16 protein-coding genes are annotated in these 20,365 nt (G+C 61.3%); 13 read left to right on the top strand and 3 right to left on the bottom strand.

The window, feature by feature from the left end:
• The 13 genes from rluB to GCN74_RS23940 form a co-directional block, all read left to right on the top strand.
• A partial coding sequence (gene rluB, locus GCN74_RS24000) for a 23S rRNA pseudouridine(2605) synthase RluB (RefSeq protein WP_152258994.1) occupies positions 1 to 1,617 on the top strand: 1,617 nt, incomplete at its 5' end.
• Positions 1,618 to 1,960: 343 nt separating this feature from the next.
• Positions 1,961 to 2,449 carry a ribosome maturation factor RimP gene (gene rimP / locus GCN74_RS23995; RefSeq protein ID WP_035828693.1) on the top strand — a complete coding sequence of 163 codons (489 nt, stop codon included), beginning with the start codon at positions 1,961 to 1,963 and terminating at the stop codon, positions 2,447 to 2,449.
• A complete protein-coding gene (gene nusA, locus GCN74_RS23990) occupies positions 2,446 to 4,011 on the top strand; it encodes a transcription termination factor NusA (RefSeq protein WP_086144982.1) in 1,566 nt (521 codons plus the stop codon). Before rimP ends, nusA begins: the two co-directional genes overlap by 4 nt.
• Before the next feature lie 46 nt (positions 4,012 to 4,057).
• Entirely contained in the window at positions 4,058 to 6,916 is a 2,859-nt protein-coding gene (gene infB / locus GCN74_RS23985) for a translation initiation factor IF-2 (RefSeq protein ID WP_152258993.1), read from the top strand.
• Positions 6,917 to 7,045: 129 nt separating this feature from the next.
• Positions 7,046 to 7,468, top strand: a complete 423-nt coding sequence (gene rbfA, locus GCN74_RS23980) for a 30S ribosome-binding factor RbfA (RefSeq protein ID WP_152258992.1) — start codon at positions 7,046 to 7,048, stop codon at positions 7,466 to 7,468.
• A complete protein-coding gene (gene truB, locus GCN74_RS23975) occupies positions 7,458 to 8,393 on the top strand; it encodes a tRNA pseudouridine(55) synthase TruB (protein ID WP_152258991.1) in 936 nt (311 codons plus the stop codon). The genes rbfA and truB overlap by 11 nt, the downstream gene beginning before the upstream one ends.
• Positions 8,394 to 8,647: 254 nt before the next feature.
• A complete protein-coding gene (gene typA, locus GCN74_RS23970; protein ID WP_152258990.1) occupies positions 8,648 to 10,480 on the top strand; it encodes a translational GTPase TypA in 1,833 nt (610 codons plus the stop codon).
• A 119-nt stretch (positions 10,481 to 10,599) separates the two neighbouring features.
• Entirely contained in the window at positions 10,600 to 11,595 is a 996-nt protein-coding gene (gene dusA / locus GCN74_RS23965; protein WP_152258989.1) for a tRNA dihydrouridine(20/20a) synthase DusA, read from the top strand.
• Positions 11,595 to 12,056: a hypothetical protein gene (locus GCN74_RS23960; RefSeq protein WP_152258988.1), complete on the top strand. Its 462-nt coding sequence runs from the start codon at positions 11,595 to 11,597 to the stop codon at positions 12,054 to 12,056. Before dusA ends, GCN74_RS23960 begins: the two co-directional genes overlap by 1 nt.
• 519 nt (positions 12,057 to 12,575) lie before the next feature.
• Positions 12,576 to 14,342, top strand: a complete 1,767-nt coding sequence (locus GCN74_RS23955; protein ID WP_226939192.1) for a methyl-accepting chemotaxis protein — start codon at positions 12,576 to 12,578, stop codon at positions 14,340 to 14,342.
• A gap of 139 nt (positions 14,343 to 14,481) precedes the next feature.
• Positions 14,482 to 14,808, top strand: coding sequence for an energy transducer TonB (locus tag GCN74_RS23950; protein WP_152258987.1), 327 nt, complete (start codon positions 14,482 to 14,484; stop codon positions 14,806 to 14,808).
• Between the two features lie 160 nt (positions 14,809 to 14,968).
• Positions 14,969 to 15,541, top strand: a complete 573-nt coding sequence (locus GCN74_RS23945) for a hypothetical protein (protein ID WP_152258986.1) — start codon at positions 14,969 to 14,971, stop codon at positions 15,539 to 15,541.
• A gap of 162 nt (positions 15,542 to 15,703) precedes the next feature.
• A complete protein-coding gene (locus GCN74_RS23940) occupies positions 15,704 to 16,087 on the top strand; it encodes a hypothetical protein (RefSeq protein ID WP_152258985.1) in 384 nt (127 codons plus the stop codon).
• Between the two features lie 417 nt (positions 16,088 to 16,504).
• Here GCN74_RS23940 and GCN74_RS23935 read toward each other — a convergent pair whose 3' ends face one another.
• The 3 genes from GCN74_RS23935 to GCN74_RS23925 form a co-directional block, all read right to left on the bottom strand.
• Positions 16,505 to 16,954, bottom strand: coding sequence for a hypothetical protein (locus GCN74_RS23935; RefSeq protein WP_152258984.1), 450 nt, complete (start codon positions 16,952 to 16,954; stop codon positions 16,505 to 16,507).
• 260 nt (positions 16,955 to 17,214) lie between these two features.
• The gene (locus tag GCN74_RS23930) at positions 17,215 to 17,874 is read right to left on the bottom strand and encodes an FxDxF family PEP-CTERM protein (protein WP_152258983.1); all 660 of its coding nucleotides are present in this window, start codon (positions 17,872 to 17,874) and stop codon (positions 17,215 to 17,217) included.
• Between the two features lie 325 nt (positions 17,875 to 18,199).
• Positions 18,200 to 20,305, bottom strand: coding sequence for a TonB-dependent receptor family protein (locus GCN74_RS23925; protein WP_152258982.1), 2,106 nt, complete (start codon positions 20,303 to 20,305; stop codon positions 18,200 to 18,202).
• Between the last annotated feature and the right edge of the window lie 60 nt (positions 20,306 to 20,365).

Here is a 20,365-nt window from a genome sequence, read left to right as displayed (position 1 = left end):
CCCACGGAACCGACCATCACGCCGCCGCAGCCGCCGCGCGCCGAAGCGCCGCAGGCAGCGGAAGCCGCGCCTGCCGCTGAGCAAGCCGCCGCGCCTGTCGCCGATGTGTTCGACGCTGAAGGCAACCTCGTTTCCGGCCCGCGCCTGCCGCGCGGTCCGCGCAATGACGTGCCGGGCGCCGGCAAGAATGCGGGCAAGAGCCGCAAGAAGGGCAAGGGCCGCCAGGCTGCGCCAGGCAAGGTCAGCGATGCCGACGCCGTGTTCTCGTTCGTTACTTCCGACGCTTTCGACAGCGAAGAAGGCGGCACGGGCCGCGTGCAAAAAGCCGTCGTGCGCCGCGACCTGACGTCCGACGACGATGCGCCGAAGCTGCACAAGGTGCTGGCCGAAGCCGGTCTCGGTTCGCGCCGCGACATGGAAGACCTGATCATTTCGGGCCGCGTGTCCGTCAATGGCGAGCCGGCCCACATCGGCCAGCGCATCCTGCCGAGCGACCACGTGCGCATCAATGGCAAGTTGATCCAGCGCCGCGTCAGCAAGAAGCCGCCGCGCGTACTGGTGTACCACAAGCCGGCCGGTGAAATCGTCAGCCACAACGACCCGGACGGCCGTCCATCCGTGTTCGACCGCCTGCCGACCATGAAGGCCGGCAAGTGGCTGGCCGTTGGCCGCCTCGACTTCAACACGGAAGGCTTGCTGCTGTTTACCACTTCCGGTGACCTGGCCAACCGCCTGATGCACCCGCGCTACGGCATCGACCGCGAGTACGCCGTGCGTACCCTGGGCGAACTGGAAGAGGGCATGCGCCAGAAGCTGCTGGCCGGCGTCGAGCTGGAAGACGGCATGGCGCAGTTTTCGAAGATTGCCGATGGCGGCGGCGAGGGCATCAACAAGTGGTACCGCGTGGTGATCGGCGAAGGCCGTAACCGCGAAGTGCGCCGCATGTTCGAAGCCATCGGCCTGACCGTCTCGCGCCTGATCCGTACCCGCTACGGCGCCATGACCTTGCCGAGCGGCCTGAAGCGCGGCCGCTGGGAAGAGATGGATGAGAACACCGTGCGCGACCTGCTGGCCGCCTACGGCATCGAAAAGAAAATGCCGCCTTCGGGCGATCCGCGTGCCGCTGGCGCCGCCAAGGGCCGCGAAGCGCGCAAGGCCAGCCGCGATGACGAGCCGAATGGCAACCGCATCGATGTGAGCAACCGCAACGCCGATCCGTTCCCCGTCGCGCCGCGCCGTGGCCAGCCGCAAGGCCAGTTTGCCCGTCCGCAAGGCCAGGGCCGCCCTGGCGGCGCCGGCCGTCCAGGCGAAGGGCGTGGCCCAGGCCGTGGTCAGCCGCAAGGTCCGTTCCAGGGCGGGCAGCCACGTTCGTCGGCATCGTTCGAGGGCGCGCCGCAGGGCCAGGGCCGTTCGCCACGCGCGGCAGGCCAGGGGCGTCCGGGTGGCGAAGGCCGCGCGCCGCAGCGCGGTCCGCGCCAGCCCGATCCGCTGCAAACGGCATTCGGCTTCGCCAACACGGGGCCGCGCCGCAATGCGGGTGGTGGCGGGCAAGCGCGTTCCGGTGGCCAGCCCCGTGGCGGCATGGATGGCATGCCGCGCCGCCGCAGCAAAGGTTAATTCAGGGGGGTTCTTCTTGCGCGCCCGATAATCTGCCGCGGGCGCGCACTCTTGTAACTGTTGTAAGCCGGGCCGCTCCTTGTGTGCGGCATTGCGGCGAAGTTAATAAGAGGTTATAATCTGCAGCCTAATAAAAGTTCTCCGCAGGGTTGTTTGGTGGGGAGTGCTTTCATCTGGTTGGGGAAATACAAGAAGATGGGCAGATGCCCATTTTTTTTTTGTTGAACCGTTTGTAATGGCTCCGCAAGGGGCCATATATGACTTGAATGCGTGTTTTTGCATGTTGCCGGCGCCCGATGTGGCGCTGTCATGCCGAAAACGGGCCTTATTTCTGGAGAATTTCTTGCAGCAGTTGGGATTGATTGAAAAGACAGTTACAGGTCTGGGCTATGAGCTCGTTGATGTCGAACGTGCCGAGCGCGGACTGCTGCGCGTCTTTATTGATTTCAGCGCCGCCGATGCCGCTGAAAAAGGTCCGATCACGGTCGAAGACTGTGCCACGGTGAGTCACCAGTTATCGCATGTGTTGACGGTAGAGAACGTTCCTTACGAACGTCTCGAGATTTCTTCCCCGGGTCTCGATCGTCCGGTGCGCAAGCTGGAAGACTTCGTCCGTTTCGCAGGGCAGGAAATCATCGTCAAGCTGATGGTGGCGATGCCGGGTACGAACAACCGGAAATCGTTCCAGGGGATCTTGCAAGAACCCGTGGGCGATAAATTGTCGTTGGAATTTGAAGGTAAGGATGGTCCGGCGATGTTGGAGTTTACGCTCGCCGATGTGGATAAGGCACGCTTGGTGCCGCAGGTGGTTTTTAAGGGACGCAAAGCATGAGCCGCGAAGTTTTATTATTGGTTGACGCGCTGGCGCGCGAAAAAAACGTCGATAAAGATGTCGTCTTCGGCGCCCTCGAATTCGCGTTGGCGCAAGCCACGAAGAAACGGTATGAGGGTGAGGTAGACATCCGCGTTTCGATCGACCGCGAAACGGGCGAATTCGAATCGTTCCGCCGCTGGCACGTGGTGCCCGATGAAGCAGGTCTGCAGCTGCCGGATCAGGAGATCCTGCATTTCGAGGCAAAAGAACAGATTCCCGATATCGAAGTCGATGACCACATCGAAGAGCCGATCGAATCCGTTGAATTCGGCCGCCGTTTCGCCCAGGATACCAAACAGGTCGTCCTGCAGCGCGTGCGTGACGCCGAACGTGAACAGATCCTGGTCGACTTCCTGGAGCGCGGCGATTCGCTCGTCACCGGCACCATCAAGCGCATGGAGCGCGGCGACGCCATCGTCGAGTCGGGCAAGATCGAAGCACGTTTGCCACGCGACCAGATGATTCCGAAAGAGAATCTGCGTATCGGCGACCGCGTCCGTGCCTACATCTTGCGCATCGACCGCAATATGCGCGGCCCGCAAGTGATTCTGTCGCGCACCGCGCCGGAATTCATCATGAAGCTGTTCGAACTGGAAGTGCCGGAAATCGAGCAAGGCATGCTGGAAATCAAATCCGCAGCCCGCGATGCCGGCGTGCGCGCCAAGATCGCCGTCTACACGGCCGACAAGCGCATCGACCCGATCGGTACGTGCGTCGGCATGCGCGGTTCGCGCGTGCAGGCCGTGACCGGCGAACTCGGTGGCGAACGTGTCGATATCGTGCTGTGGTCGGAAGATCCGGCGCAGTTCGTCATCGGCGCCCTGGCGCCGGCGAACGTGTCGTCGATCATGGTCGATGAAGAAAAACACGCGATGGATGTTGTCGTCGACGAAGAAAACCTGGCAATCGCGATCGGCCGTTCCGGCCAGAACGTGCGCCTGGCCTCGGACCTGACCGGCTGGAAGATCAACATCATGACGGCCGAAGAATCGGCTGACAAAGCTGCCCAGGAAACGGCTGCCGTGCGCATCCTGTTCATGGAAAAGCTCGATGTCGACCAGGAAGTGGCCGATATTCTGGTGGAAGAAGGTTTCGCCAGTCTGGAAGAAATCGCTTACGTGCCAATTTCCGAAATGCTGGAAATCGAATCGTTTGACGAAGATACCGTCAATGAACTCCGTACCCGTGCGCGTGATGCGCTCGTGACCGAAGCGATTGCTTCGGAAGAGGGTCTGGAAGGCATGGACGAGGCGTTGGTCGGTCTGGAAGGCATGGACCGCATTACCGCCGGCAAGCTGGGTCTGGCTGGTATCAAGACCGTTGAAGCATTTGCAGCACTGGCATACGACGAATTTGGCGCAATCCTGGCCCTGTCTGCGGACCGTGCGCGTGAACTGATTACAAGTGAATTTAAAGATGTGACCGACGATGAGATGAAGTTGGTTGACTCGAAATACGACGATCGTGCCAAGGCGTTGCAAGCCAAGGCATGGAGTCTGGCCGAATCCGCAAAGGCTTAATTTGAGTATCTTTATCATCTCCGCGACACATAGAAAAGAGGACTGAATGGCGAGTAACAACGTAGCCCAATTTGCCACCGAACTGAAGATGCCTGCAGATTTGCTGCTGACGCAGCTGCGTTCTGCCGGCGTCGAGAAAAGTTCGACGTCAGATCCATTGTCGAAAGATGATAAGGACAAGCTTTTGGATCATCTGCGCCGCACACACGGCGCAGCGGCTGACACAGAAAAGAAGAAAATCACCGTGACCCGCAAGGAAACGACTGAAATCAAGCAAGCTGACGCCACCGGCAAGTCGCGCACCATCCAGGTGGAAGTGCGCAAGAAACGCACTTTCGTCCAGCGTGACGAAGCTGCGCCGGTCGCAGCTGAGCCGGCCGCGCCTGCCGCACCGGTCATCGATCCCGCCGACGTGGCGCGCCGTGAAGAAGAGGCCCGTAAACAGGCTGAACTGATCGCCCGCCAGGAAGCCGATCTGCGCGAAAAGCAAGAACGTCTGGCCAAGCTCGACGCGGAAAAAGAAGCCCAGGCGAAAGCCACGCAACAGGCTGAACTGGCTGCGAAGAAAGAAGCGGAAGCGGAAGCGAAGAAAGCGGCTGCCAAGGCTGCTGCTGCGCCTGCCGCCAGCACCGCTGCGCCTGTCGTTGACGACGCCGCTGCCGAAGCGAAAAAAGTTGCTGCCGCTGAAGAAGCGAAGAAGAAAGCCGCAGCCGCTGCTGTTGCCGCCAAGGAAGCCGCTGACAAAGCGGAAGCCACCGAGCGTGCACGCAAGGCCGTTGCCGACGAAGTCGCCCAGATCAAGGCCATGATGAACGCGCCACGCCGCGCCATCAAAGCCCCTGAGCCGGCACCGGTGCCGGTCAAGCCGAAGGCGCCGGAAGGCACCCTGCACAAGCCTGCTGACAAGAAACCGGGCGACAAGCCGGGCGACAAGAAGCCTGCTGTTGCAGACAAGAAATCCATCAAGTCGGCCAATGTGTCGTCGACCTGGTCCGATGACGCGAAAAAACGCGGCACCACCGGTGGTCCCAAGCCACGCGGCAACAGCGGCCCAGGCGGCCGTGACAGCTGGCGCGGTGGCGCGAAGGGCCGTCGCCCGACGCACCATGATGACCGTGAATCGAACTTCCAGGCTCCTACGGAAGCCGTCGTCAAGGACGTGCACGTACCGGAAACGATCACCGTGGCCGAACTGGCGCACAAAATGTCCGTCAAGGCATCCGAAGTCATCAAGCATTTGATGAAATTGGGCCAGATGTGCACGATCAACCAGGTGCTGGACCAGGAAACCGCCATGATTCTGGTGGAAGAAATGGGCCACAAGGCGTTCGCCGCCGAACTGGACGATCCGGAAGCGTTGCTGGCCGACGTGGGCGAACACGCGCACTTCGAAACCAAGCCGCGCGCACCGGTGGTTACCGTCATGGGTCACGTCGACCACGGCAAGACCTCGCTGCTTGATTACATCCGCCGCGCCAAGGTTGCATCGGGCGAAGCGGGCGGCATTACGCAGCATATCGGCGCATACCACGTCGATACGCCACGCGGCATGATCACCTTCCTCGACACCCCGGGCCACGAAGCGTTTACCGCGATGCGTGCCCGTGGCGCCAAGGCAACCGACATCGTTATCCTGGTGGTTGCCGCCGACGATGGCGTGATGCCGCAAACGAAAGAAGCGATTGCCCATGCGAAAGCAGCCGGCGTGCCGCTGGTGGTGGCGATCAACAAGGTCGACAAACCGGGCGGCAACGTGGACCGCGTGACGCAGGAGCTGGTCGCGGAACAAGTCGTGCCGGAAGAATACGGTGGCGAATCGCCATTCGTGCCTGTCTCGGCCAAAACGGGTCAAGGTATCGACGACCTGCTGGAACAAGTGCTGTTGCAAGCCGAAGTGCTGGAACTGACGGCACCGGTCGAAGCGCCAGCGCGCGGCCTGGTAGTCGAGGCGCGTCTGGACAAGGGCCGTGGTCCTGTCGCGACGATCCTGGTGCAGTCCGGTACCTTGCGCCGCGGCGACGTGATCCTGGCTGGCTCTTCGTATGGCCGCGTGCGCGCCATGCTGGACGAGAACGGCAAGCCGATCGCCGAAGCGGGTCCTTCGATTCCGGTGGAAATCCAGGGCTTGACGGAAGTGCCGGTTGCCGGTGAAGAAGTCGTCGTCATGGCCGACGAGCGCAAGGCGCGTGAAATCGGTCTGTTCCGTCAAGGTAAGTTCCGCGACGTGAAACTGGCGAAGCAGCAAGCTGCGAAACTGGAGAACATGTTCGACCAGATGGCCGAAGGCGAAGTGAAAAACTTGCCATTGATCATCAAAACCGACGTGCAAGGTTCGCAGGAAGCGCTGGTTGGTTCGCTGCAGAAACTGTCGACCTCCGAAGTGCGCGTACAGGTGGTTCACGCGGCAGTCGGCGGCATCACGGAATCGGACGTCAACCTGGCAGTTGCCTCGAAAGCGGTCATCATCGGCTTCAACGCCCGTGCCGACGCCCAGGCGCGCAAGCTGGCCGAGTCGAATGGCGTGGACATTCGCTACTACAACATCATTTACGATGCGATCGACGAGATCAAATCGGCGTTGTCGGGCATGTTGGCACCAGAGAAACGCGAAACGGTCATCGGCCAGGTCGAGATCCGCCAGGTCATCCTGGTCTCGAAAGTGGGCGCGGTTGCCGGTTGTCTGGTCACCGATGGCGTGGTCAAGCGTGCTTCTTCCGTCCGCCTGTTGCGCAACAACATCGTGGTGTGGAGCGGCGAGATCGACTCCCTGAAACGCTTCAAGGACGATGCGAAAGAAGTTCGCGCCGGTCTGGAGTGCGGCCTGTCGCTGAAGAACTACAACGACATTCAGGTTGGCGACACGCTGGAAGTATTCGAAGTCCAGGAAATCGCTCGTACGCTGTAATCACAGCAGTAAAAGAAATGAAATGCCGCGCGGACATATCGTTGTCCGCGCAAACACGTGGGGCGCATGGGGCAACGGGCAACCGTCTGACCCATGCGCCCTGCGGCACTTAGGACAGCACTTACTATCATGGCTAAACATAGCAAAACCATGCCGGCGCGCGGCTTGCGCGTGGCAGACCAGATCCAGCGCGATCTGGCCGAAATCATCGCCTACGAACTGAAAGATCCCCGCGTGGGCACGATGATCACCATCACCGAAGTGCAGATCACGCCCGATTACGCACACGCCAAGGTGTTTTTCACGATGTTGAAAGACAGCAAGGAAGCCATCAAGAACACGACCGAAGGCCTGATGGCCGCGGCCGGCTTTATCCGTGGCTTGCTGGGCAAGCGCCTGCACATCCACACCTTGCCGATGCTGCATTTCGTGCACGACAGCTCGACCTCGCGCGGCATGGAAATGTCCTTGCTGATCGACAAGGCCAACGCCACGCGCGCGGCCGACGCCGAGCCGGACGCGAAGCCCGAGACGGACGAGCATGGCCGGTAATAAACGGCCGCCCGGCATCAAGCGGGTGCGCGATCTGGTCGATGGCGTCTTGCTGCTGGATAAGCCCGTGGGCTGGTCCAGCAACGATGCCCTGATCAAGGCCAAGCGCGTGCTGAACGCGAAGAAAGCGGGCCATACGGGCACCCTGGATCCGTTCGCCACGGGCTTGCTGCCGCTGTGCTTTGGCGAGGCAACGAAGTTCTCGCAGGACTTGCTGGAAGCCGATAAAACCTACGAAACCCTGGTGCACCTGGGGCAGACGACGGATACGGGCGACACGGAAGGCGAGGTGCTGGAAACGCGCGACGTCAACGTCACCGAAGAGCAGATCGAAGCCGTGCTGGCGCAGTTCCGCGGGCCCATCCTGCAGACGCCGCCCATGTACTCGGCCTTGAAAAGGGACGGCAAGCCCTTATATGAGTATGCAAGGGCGGGCATCACCCTGGAGCGCGAAGCGCGCCCGGTGACCATCCACAAGCTCGAGTTCCTCGGCTACGAAGCCCCGTTCCTGAAATTGTCCGTGATGTGCAGCAAGGGTACGTATATCCGCGTGCTGGGCGAAGACATCGGCCATGCCCTCGGTTGCGGCGGCCATCTGAACGCCTTGCGCCGCACGCAGGTGGGCAACCTGACGCTGGATGGCGTCGTCACGCTCGACGAGCTGACGGCGCATGCCACTCCGTTGAGCTTGCTGGCGCCCGTCGATGCCCTGTTGTCGAGCTTTCCCGCCGTCCAGCTGACGGACGAATTGGCCAAGCGTTTCCTGCATGGCCAGCGCATTGCGCTGGGCAAGGAAGACGTCGCCGTGCCGGCCGAGCCGGGCAGGGTGCGCGTGTATCACGACAGCAAGCTGCTGGGCACGGGCCAGTTGCAGGAGTACAGCATCCTGGCGCCCGAGCGCTTGATTGCCACGGCGCATCAATAAAAGCTGGGGTCAGACCCCCGCGACCGTTGGCGCAAGCCTCTGAGTTAGCGGGATTGAGGGTCTGACCCCGGTATTCACTCGTCAAACAGTGTCGCTTTTTTAAACAAACCGTCCCCGACTGTGGGAGCCGCCAGCATTTTTAGATAGCGTTGCAACGCAACATGCTATACTACGCGGTTCCGGAAATAGATTAGCATTCGGGTATCTCGTACATCTTGTACGCACTCCGCAGTTTTTCAGTAACTACTACGACCATGTCAAATACAAAACGCGCAATTCGTAATATCGCCATTATCGCCCACGTTGACCACGGCAAAACCACCCTCGTGGATCAGCTGCTGCGTCAGTCCGGCACCTTCCGTGAAAACCAAGCGGTCGACACCCGAGTCATGGACTCGAACGACCTGGAAAAGGAGCGCGGCATTACGATTCTGTCGAAGAACTGCGCCGTTGAGTACGAAGGCACCCACATCAACATCGTCGACACCCCAGGCCACGCCGACTTCGGCGGCGAAGTGGAACGTGTTCTGTCGATGGTGGACTCGGTTCTGCTGCTGATCGATGCCCAGGAAGGCCCGATGCCGCAAACCCGTTTCGTCACGCGCAAGGCGCTGGCACTGGGTCTGAAGCCTATCGTTATCGTCAACAAGATCGACCGTCCAGGCGCACGTCCGGACTGGGCCATCAACCAGACGTTCGAACTGTTCGACAAGCTGGGCGCTACCGACGAACAACTGGACTTCCCTATCGTTTACGCTTCGGGCCTGAACGGCTATGCCGGCCTGACCGAAGACGTGCGCGGCGGCGACATGAAGCCGATGTTCGACGCCATCCTGGAACACGTTCCAGTGCGCGACGACAATCCTGAAGGTCCGTTGCAAATGCAGATCACCTCGCTCGACTACTCGTCGTACGTGGGCAAGATCGGCATTGGCCGCGTCAACCGCGGTACCGTTAAAGTCGGCCAGGACGTGCTGGTCATCAATGGTCCAGGCGCTGCCCCGATCAAGGGCCGCATCAACCAGGTGCTGAACTTCAAGGGCCTGGAGCGCGTGCTGGTGGACGAAGCCGTCGCCGGCGACATCTGCCTGATCAACGGTATCGACGAAATCGGCATCGGTTCGACCCTGTGCGCAGTGGACACCCCGGAAGCGCTGCCGATGCTGACCGTCGACGAGCCGACCCTGACCATGAACTTCATGGTCAACAACTCGCCACTGGCTGGCCGCGAAGGCAAGTTCGTGACCTCGCGCCAGCTGCGCGACCGTCTGGAAAAAGAATTGAAAGCCAACGTTGCTCTGCGCGTGGCGCCAACCGACGACGACACGATCTTCGAAGTATCGGGCCGCGGCGAGCTGCACCTGACGATTCTGATCGAAAACATGCGCCGCGAAGGCTTCGAGCTGGCCGTATCGCGTCCACGCGTGGTGTTCAAGATGGTCGATGGCGTGCGCCACGAGCCGTTTGAAAACCTGTCGGTCGACGTGGAAGAAGCGAACCAGGGCGGCGTCATGGAAGAACTGGGCCGTCGTCGCGGCGACCTGCAAAACATGGAGTCGGATGGCAAGGGCCGCGTGCGTCTCGAGTACCTGATCCCGGCGCGTGGCCTGATCGGCTTCCAGGGCGAATTCATGACCCTGACCCGCGGCACCGGCCTGATGAGCCACGTATTCCACGAATACGCGCCAGTCGACAACACCCGTGGCGAAATGGCAGGCCGTCGCAACGGCGTGCTGATCTCGCAGGACGACGGTGCTGCTGTTGCCTACGCTATCTGGAAATTGCAAGACCGCGGCCGCATGTTCGTGTCGCACAATGACCCAGTCTACGAAGGCATGATCATCGGCATCCACTCGCGCGACAACGACCTGGTCGTCAACCCGATCAAGGGCAAGCAGCTGACCAACGTGCGTTCGTCGGGTACCGACGAAGCAGTGCGCCTGGTGCCGCCAATTCAGATGTCGCTGGAATACGCAGTCGAATTCATCGAGGACGACGAACTGGTGGAAATCACGCCGAAATCGATCCGTCTGCGCAAGCGCTTCCTGAAAGAGCACGAGCGTAAAAAAGCGTCGCGCGATTCGTAATCTGTTATAGGGCATGGCCTGCGGGCCATGCTGCTTCTGGCCCGCTGCGCCGCGTCACCGTCACTGGTGAGGCGCGCAGCGGGTTTGTCATTTGCAGCCCCTGTTTTTTTGTAGACACCATGACTTCATCCTCCTTGCCTTCCCGCCGCCTGTCCGTCGCTCCCATGATGGACTGGACCGATCGCCATTGCCGCAAGTTCCACCGCGAAATCACGCGCCATACCTGGCTGTACACGGAAATGGTGACGACGGGCGCGCTCGTCTATGGCGACGTGGAGCGCCATTTGCGCTTCAACGAGGAAGAGCACCCGGTGGCGCTGCAGCTGGGCGGCAGCGATCCGAAGGACCTGGCCACCAGCGCGAAGCTGGGCCAGCAGTGGGGCTATGACGAGGTCAACCTGAACTGCGGCTGCCCGTCCGAGCGCGTGCAAAAGGGCGCGTTTGGCGCCTGCCTGATGGCCGAGCCGCAACTGGTGGCCGATTGCGTGAAAGCCATGCGCGACGTGGTCGATATCGACGTCACGGTGAAGCACCGCATCGGCATCGACGACAGCGAGTCGTACGATTTCGTGCGCGATTTCGTCGGCACCGTGGCAGATGCCGGCTGCAAGACGTTTATCGTGCATGCGCGCAACGCCATCCTGAAAGGCCTGAGCCCGAAGGAAAACCGCGAAGTGCCGCCCCTCAAGTATGACTATGCCTACCGCCTGAAGCGCGACTTTCCCCAGTTCGAGTTCATCATCAATGGCGGCATCAAGACCCTGGACGAGATCGACCTGCATCTGCAGCACCTGGACGGCGTGATGCTGGGCCGCGAGGCTTACCACAACCCCTACGTGATGGCGCAGTTCGACCAGCGCTATTACGGTGACGACGCTCCTGCCAAAACGCGCGAACAGGTGCTCGAAGCGATGATTCCTTATATTAGTGCGCAGCTGGAGAAGGAAGCGGGGCGCTTGAAGCTGAACAGCGTCACGCGCCACATGCTGGGCCTGATGCAAAACCTGCCCGGCGCGCGCGGCTTCCGCCAGACCCTGTCCGATTCGAAGAAGCTGGCTTCGGGCGACCCGCGCCTGCTGCTGGAAGCGGCGGCGCGATTGTCGCTGCCTGCGTAATGGACGACTTCCACGGCCTTGCGCGCCAGCTGGATGGCTATCTGCAAGCCGTCAGCGCGCTCAAGGATGACGGCAGCGATCTGCTGTGTTCGTACCTGGGGCCGGTGGCGCCGCAGGCAGCGCTCGATGCCCTGTGCCGCGTGCTGGACATACGGCCGGACGGCCTGTGCCTGCTGCCGCTGGGGCAGGTGGCGTGCAGCGGTGCCGCGTGCACACCGCGCCAGTGGCTGCTCGAGCGCCTGCGTCCGATGAGCGAGGCCGACCGCCAGCCGCTCGACGCACGCCTGTATGACGGTTTCGCGCGCGAACTGGCCGAACTGCTCGGCAGCGAGCCGCACTGGTATCAACTGGTATCGTCCGGCCAGCACAGCCTGGCGGGACAATTGGGCGCCATCTGGAGCGTCTTTATCTTCGGCACGGACGGCCACGCCTATGTGATGCATTGCAGCTGGGACAGCTGATCCAACTTGTCTATACTGCTTCCCCGCTGCAGTGGTATTGTCCGCACTTTCCCTTCCCCTGAATTCCATTCAATGAATGATGTCATATGGCTATGCCATGTGTTGTAAATGCGCTGTTTCGGCGCACGGCTGCACTGCCTTGGGGCATTTCTAAGGGGCAAGAAACGGCATTGTTGCCATTTCCCCGAAGAAAGTTAATCTGCTATTTATTCAGGTACTTATTGCTTGCTTTGAGGCAAAATTTACACCTATAATTGATTATAGACAAATATTTCTCATATGAATGTTTGATGTTGATCTCATATCAACGGTGTCAAAACTTCAGCGTGCGGAACAAGTTTGCATTCGCAGTCACTGGGTTGAACAGGGCTGGCGAAAGACCAGGAAGTACCCAGGCTGCGTGCGGCCGGAGACCGCCAGCATACCAGTGGGTAAGGGCGGATACCGGCGTTACGCAGCCTTCGTCTTGTCGTGCCGGGCAAAAATTCTTATCAATAGTTTCATTTACGAAGAGCCGAAATGAATTTAGCAAAAATGAAGGTTGGTACCCGCCTGGGCCTGGGATTCGCCCTGGTACTGGTTCTGCTGGTGGCCGTGACCGTCCTCGGCATCGCGCGCATGGCGCAAATCCAGGAACGTCTCGATCACGTGATCAATGTCAACAATGTCGTCACCCGTCTGGTGATCGACATGCGTGGCAACGTCAGCGACCGCATCACCTCGCTGCGCATTTTGACCCTGATGACGGACGCCAGCGATATGGAGCCGGAAATGGCGCGTATCAAGACGCAGACCAGCACCTATCAGGAAACGCAGAAGAAGCTGGAAGAGAAATTCGCCGTCGAGTCGACTTCCGAAGAAAAAGCCTTGCTGAGCTCGATCAAGGAATACGAGGCGGCCGCCATGCCGGCCATCGCCAAGGCATCGGCCCTGTGGATGGCCAACGATGCGGAAGGCGCCACGCGCGTGATGATCAAGGAAATCCGCCCGGTACAGAAAAAATGGATGGAGGCGCTGGAGCAGCTGGCCACCCTGGAAGACAAGCTGAACGAGCAGATGCAGGCGGATGCCCGCAAGGCGTTCGACAGCGCGCGCCTGTTCATGATCATCCTCGGCGTACTGGCCGTGGCGATGGGCGTGGCGGCGGCACTGGTGATTACCCGCGGCCTGCTGAAACAGCTGGGCGGCGAGCCTGACTACACGGCATCGATCGCCGGCAGCATCGCCAATGGCGACCTGTCCATCGGCATCCACACCCAGCCTTCGGACAATTCCAGCCTGCTGGCGGAAATGAAGGAAATGCGCAACAGCCTGGTGGGCATCGTCGGCCAGGTACGCGTGGGCACGGAAACCATCGGCACGGCGTCGCGCGAAATTGCCGACGGCAATATCGACCTGTCGTCGCGCACGGAAATGCAGGCCAGCGCGCTGGAAAAAACGGCGTCGGCCATGGAAGAGCTGACCTCGACGGTGAAACAGAATGCGGACAATGCGCGGGAAGCCAACAAACTGGCGGCCACCGCTTCGGACGTGGCCCTGAAGGGCGGCTCCGTCGTGTCGCAAGTGGTAGACACCATGAGCTCGATCAATGAATCGGCGAAGAAAATCGTCGATATCATCGGCGTCATCGACGGCATCGCCTTCCAGACCAACATCCTGGCGCTGAATGCGGCCGTGGAAGCGGCACGTGCCGGCGAACAAGGCCGCGGCTTTGCCGTGGTGGCGTCGGAAGTGCGCAACCTGGCCCAGCGTTCCGCTGGCGCCGCGAAAGAAATCAAGATCCTCATCGACGATTCGGCCGAGAAGACGGAGCGCGGCACGCGCCTGGTGGGCCAGGCCGGCGTGACGATGGGCGAAGTGGTCGACAGCGTGCGCCGCGTCACCGACATCATGAGCGAAATCGCCAGTGCCAGCCAGGAACAAAGCGCCGGCATCGAACAGGTCAACCTGTCGATCATCGAGATGGACGGCATGACGCAGCAGAATGCGGCGCTGGTGGAACAGGCGGCCGCTGCGGCGCAAAGCCTGCAGGACCAGGCGGCCGAACTGGCCCACGTGGTCAGCATCTTCAAACTGGTCGAGGGCGAAGAGAAGCCGGCAGCGTACGTGCCGGCCCCCGTGGCGGCTGTGGCTGCACCGGTAGCTGCGCGCAAGCCGGCGCCGGCATTGCGCCCGGTGAAGTCGCTGGCCCGCAAGGCTGAAGCGGCCGCTCCCGCAGCGGCTCCGGCGCCACGCAAGGCCGCGGCGGCGAGCAGCACCAGCAATGACGAGTGGGAAGAGTTTTAAGCATCAAGCGACATCACGAAGGCAAGGTGCCCACCGGGAGGCTGACATCCCGGCAGCACCGTCCTGCGTAGCAGGCAAGAAATTGTAATTACCGTATCTGATAATCATGGGGAAGCACATGTTTGAGAATAAGCGTTTTATGAGTGTTGCAGCAGCCTTGCTGGTGTCCGTCTCGTCCACGGCCTTCGCGGCCGAGGTGCCGGCGTCGTTTGATTCCAAGAACTGCAAGGCCGAGTATCCGAAAGCCTCGCTGATGAACGAAGAGCAGGGCACCGTGTCGATGTCCTTCCTCGTCAATGCCGATGGCAGCGTTGCCGATTCGAAAGTCGAGAAGAGCAGCGGCTTCAAGAACCTGGACAAGGCCGCCATCAAGGCCCTGTCCGCATGCAAGTTCAAGCCGGGCACCAAGGATGGCGCCGCGGCGCAAACCTGGACCAAGGTCGATTACGCCTGGAAACTGGACTGATCCACGCATGCCGGGCTCCCGGCATGGTCGTATCCGCTACGGGCGGCGCCTGCGAGGGTGCCGCCCGTATTGTTATGTGCGCCAGCCAACGGCGCTGCTGCCCCCGATTCTGTTACCCTCAAACCATACCTTCGGGATCTCCCACCACAAGAGGCCTACCATGCAGCGCATCCTGACACTTTCTTCCCTGGCCGCCGCCGGCTTGCTGCTTTCTGCCTGCGCATCGCTGGGCACGCCTGCGGGCTTGCAGGCTGGACAGACCGTGGCCGTCGTCAATAGCCTGAGCTGGGACAATCCCCTGACGGGCAAGCGCGACGGCGTACGCACGAGCTGGCCTATCAAGGATGGCAAGATTGCTCCGGAATATTTTCCACTGGCGCAGCTGAAACAATGCGAGGCGGGCGGCAAGCCTTGCGCCTGGGGCGTGATGCGGGCGCAGCGCAGCGCGCCCGTGCTGAGTTTTGCAGAGGGCGGCGTCGACCTGGCCGTGAACGTTGCCATCGACGTGGCGCGGCGCCAGGATGCGCGCCAGGGCGAGACGCAGACGGCGATGGCGATTCCGCAGGATGTGGCCGCGCTGGCTGGCCGGCAACAGCTGCAGCCCAGCTGGAAATTGAAGTATGGCAAGGTCGAGCAGGTCGAGCTCGATTACGGCGTGCGCTACCAGGTGTGCGTGCAGCGCTACGATGCGGCCGGCAAGGCCATCGATACGTGCGCGATTCCATTTATCTGAGGAAACATGCCGCGTGGGCCGCTTGTGGCTGCTTTGCCACATTTCATGTTGCGGCGTGCTTCGGGGTGTAACAATCGGTAAAAGCGCAGCAAAGCACGGCGTAATTTCTTATAGTACTTAATTAGAGGTAGTACAAGAGTTTGGTACAAGAGGAGAATTGCGATGAAAACCCTGTTGGCAGTAATTTCGCTGGCCGCCCTGGGTGGCTGCGCCGTGGCGCCGCCCGGGCCCGCCTATTACGGTTCGCGCGCGCCACAGGGAGCCTACAATCCCTATGACTGGCATACGGTCTCGTCCGAGCCGGTGCAGTCGTCGCGCGTGGTGAGCGAGCCGCGCGTGGAATACACGAATGAGCCCGTCTACGTGCAGCAGCAGCCGGTGTACGTGCAGCAGCCCGTGTATGTGCCGGCGCCCGTCTACGCGCCGCAGCCGTATTATTACAATCCGCCCGTCTCGATCGGGCTGGACTTCGTGTTTGGTTTTGGACGCTATGGCGGTCACCGTGGCGGCTGGGGCGGGCACGGACGCTACTACGGCCGCCGCTAGGCTGCATCGCAGCACATTTACGGCGCGTGGCGATGCGCGGGCAGCGCTGCCGCAGCCTTGGCGTACCCATCCTCAGCGGCCCGTAGCAGGTACAGCTGCGCTTCTCCCTGCGGCTTGCTGCCGCTCGTTACCATTTGGTCAGATGTTGCGACGTAAGATGAGCTCAGTGGAAATACACGGAGCTCTGGTGCAGCACGTCCGCCGAGCACAGGATGTACATCGCCGCCGCTGCCAGACCTATTTGCAAGGCGCCAAAGCTGATCGGGATGAGGCGGGCCATGTCGTACTCCTGAGTGGTGTGGGCTGTGGTCAGGCTTTCATCATAGGATGAATTAATGCCATCGGGCATCGGATGAATGTCCGCCACGATGTAGGACAACACCTCGCGCCTGGTGCCCCGCCTCGCTGTCCGGCCGCTTAGCGGTTTTTCCAGCGCACCACGGGCTCGTCGGGCGCCGTGTCCGGCACGTTGGAAATCGTCAGCCAGTGCGTCAGCCGTTCCGGATGCTTGAGATTGATGCCCATGCCGTCGATGATGCCGACCTGTTCCAGCATGCGCGCATCGATCTTCGCCTTCGACACCGTGGGCGCGCCCATGACCATGCGGTCATACGCCTTGCGTGCCTTGTGTTCCCACTTGTGCAGATTGCTTTCGTCGAAACGGTTCGCTTCGAAATACACGGTCAGGGTGCCATCGAGGTTGCCGAAGCCGACAATGCCCGCGCCCTTGCGGATGGTGGTGGTGTTATCGATGTCAAATTCCGCCGTGGGCACGAAAATGCCGGCGCGGCCATCGATGTCAGGACGTCCCACGGGCGTATCCTTGCCGTAGGAGCTGGTTTCGGTAATGTTTTTTTCTGCGGACATGGTGCGTGTTTGGTGGCCGTGCCGGGAGCGCAAACGGGCCCGGCAGCGCCAGTCATCCTGTTCAAAAAATGCGTGCTGATGATCAGGGCGGGGTAGTGGCCCTGGCGGAGCGATGCTTGGCATTGCTTGATACCCCGCTATTGTAGCGCCAATTTAATTCCTATTGGCAACATTTCCCCGGAAATAATACCGTCGTTTGCCCATGAAAAAAGCCGCCCGACCAGGTGGCGGGGCGGCTGTTGCGCGGCGACTGTCCGGACTCAGGCAGCAGTCTTGCGGCGTGCCATGAAACCCAGCAAGCCCAGGCCCAGCAGCATCATGGCGTAGCTTTCCGGCTCCGGCACGGCCGTCGTCACCGAGACGTTATCCAGGTAGGAACCGTAGGTCGGCGCGGAGGCCGGGCCGATCGATTCGAAGCGCAGCAAGGTGGATGAACCGAGCGCGGTCACGTTCTGGCTATAGGTTTGCCACACGCCGGTGGTGTTGCCGACCAGGGCCGTTGGCGTCAGCAGGGTCGACCCCCAGTAGACATTCATCAGGCTGCTCGCGCCGCCTGGGGTATTCGGGCGGCCCGAGTAGGCAAACGACAGCGCATACGTGCCGCCGGCCGTGGTGGCGAGCGATTGCGAAACGGACGTCAGGCGCTCGGCGTTGAGTTCCAGGTATTGCGTGCCGGCGGCAGCGACCGGGTTGAAGCCGCTCAGGCCGCCTTGCGTGGCGCCCTTCTGGATTTCAAAGGCCGTATTGCCGCTGACGGACGACGTCCAGCCCGTCACGGCGCTCAGTTGCGCGTATGGGGTGGTGATGGCATTGCTTTCGAAGCTGCCGTTGACGACCAGTTCGGTCGCGGCGTTGGCGCCGCCGGCGGTGATCAGGGAGGCCAGCGCGGCGATCTTGAAGAGGGTAGCAGGCATTTTCATGTGGGTCCGTTCTGATATTTAAAAGTTAATTTTATTTCCTAAATGACATTTAAAGAATATCACTAAAACTCACGGAAAAAACTACTGCACGATAAAAAATTTTGTAATTGTGAAATCATTTGTGTTCAAAATTGCATTACTTTCCATGGTGAATCAATTGCAGCGCTGCCGCAAGGTGAACGCGCCCCTGAGGCTGCTTGCCCCGGAGTATTTTTGTGACATGAGGGCGTAAAAAAACCTGCATCGAAACAACAACGATGCAGGTTTTTGTGTGTGCCTCTGACGTGCGCGCCGGCTATTGCTGCAATCGCCGGCGCGCACGTGACTAGAACGCCAGGCGGCCTTGCAGGTAGACCATGCGCGGCGCGCCCACCAGTTTGCCCAGGTTGCCGTCCGACGTGCGCGTGAAGTAACGCTTGTCGCTCAGGTTGTTGACGCCGGCGACCAGTTCCAGCCCCTTCTGGCCAGGCACTGCCCATTTCACTTGCGTGTTCCACGTACGGAAGCCGGGAATCACGCCCAGGTTGCCGGCCGCGTTTTCCGCCACGGTGTTGGCTTCATCGGCGAACTGGCGGCTCTGGTGGCTGCTCGACAGGTCGAAGCCCCAGGCGCCCAGTTGGTAATGGGCGCCGACGGTATCCGTGGTGCGCGAGTAGAAGGGCACGTCATTGCCCGCGTTCACGCCATCCTGCAAGGTGGCCTTGGTGTAGGTATAGGTGGCGTAGGCGTTCAAGCCGGCCAGCGGGCCGGACTGGCTGAAGTGGTAGTCGACGGCCGTTTCCAGGCCCCGGTGATGCGTGGCGCCCACGTTGTAGAAGACGACGTTCTCGCCGCTGCCGACGGACTGGATCTGGTTGTCGAACTTGATGTTGAACAAGGTCGCTTCGGCCGACAGCTGGCCGCTCTTCCAGCGCGCGCCCAGCTCGGCCGTTTTCGCCAGTTCCGGCTGCAGCGGGTTCTTGCTCGACTGCGCATTGAGCTGCGTATTTTGCACGGCGCCGAAGGAGCTGTTGTAGTTGCTGAACAGGGTGATGTTGTTGTTGAGCAAGTAGGCCACGTTCAGCGAAGGCAGGGCCTTGTTGTTGAGCAACTCGATCTTCTGGTCGGTCGGCAAGTGGTTGTAGCGCACCGTCTTGATGTGTTCGTAGCGCACGCCCGGCGTGATGCGCCAAGCATCGATGGCGATCTTGTCATCGATATACACGGCCTGGGCATCGGTGGAATTGTCGGCAAAGCGCGTCGGCGCCTGCTGCACGCCGCTGGCGATGACGACGTTGTAGATGCTTTCATCGGCCCGTTCGGCCAGGTAGCGGTAGCCGACGGTGACGTCCTGCGAGACCTTGCCCGTGAGGAAGCGCTGCGTGTAGCGGGGCTCGATGGCCGTCGTTTCATAGTTGCGCGGCTGGTGGCCCAAGTTTTTTCCGCTGATCAGGGTGCTTTCGCGCGAGCTCTTGTTGTAATAGGCGCGCACTTCCACTTCCTGCGTGCCCGACAGGGCATTCAGGTAGCCGATGTCGAAGGCCTTGCGCTCGCCGCTCCAGAAGTCGGTGGGGCGCGTGTTCTGGAACGGGTCCTGCTTGTATTGCGCGGCCGTCAGGCCGCCCGGCGTGCGCGACGTCACGTCGTAATAGGACAGCTTGCCGTACACCTCGGCCGTGGGGCTCAGGTCGTAGCGGAACTTGAGGGCGAAGTCGTTGACCTTCTCGTCGCTGCCCGCGCGCCAGTCGCTGCCGCGGATGCCCGAGTACAGCACGGCCAGGCCCAGGCCGCTGTCGAGCTGGGTACCGGCAAAGACGCTGGCCTGCGTATTGTGGCCCACTTCGCTGTACGAGTTGTAGCGTACGGTGGCGTCGCCCGTGATGCCTGGCGTGGTGGGCACGCGGCGCGTCTTGAAGTTGATGATGCCGCCCACGTTTTGCGGGCCGAAGCGCACGGCGCCGCCGCCGCGCACCACGTCGACCGTCTCGACATTGGCCAGGCTGACGGGCGCGAACGACAGTTGCGGCTGGCCATAGGGCGCCACCGACATCGGGATGCCGTCCAGCAATACCGTGCTGCGCGGCGAATAGCGCCCGGCCAGGCCCCGCACGCCGATATTGAGCGAGATGGCGCTGCCGGCGCTGCCCGAGTTGTCGCTGACCTGCACGCCGGGGATGCGGCGCATCACGTCGCTGAGGCTGGACGCGCCCGAGTTTTCGATGTCGTCCTTTTGCACCACCGTGCGGGCGCCGGCGAAATTCTTCGTGCTGGCGGCCATGCTGGTGCCCAGCAGGTTGCTGCTGACCTGGATGGATTCCAGGATGGGGCCGGCATCATCGGCTGTATTGGCGTTCTGTGCCTGCGCGGCAAGGGATGCACCCAGGCAGGCGAGGGCGATGGCCAGCGCGCACGGGCGCAGCGAAAAGGGGAGTGGGGAAAGTGTGGCGGCCATGCATGAATCTCCGTAATGACGATGGTTGCGCGGGCAATCGGGCGGCGCGACAACATCGTG

The sequence above is a fragment of the Janthinobacterium sp. FT14W genome (assembly GCF_009208755.1).
Taxonomy (GTDB): Bacteria; Pseudomonadota; Gammaproteobacteria; order Burkholderiales; family Burkholderiaceae_D; genus Janthinobacterium; species Janthinobacterium violaceinigrum.
The sequence above is the reverse complement of the archived record's forward strand: the minus strand, read 5'-3'. Positions and strand labels throughout refer to the sequence as shown.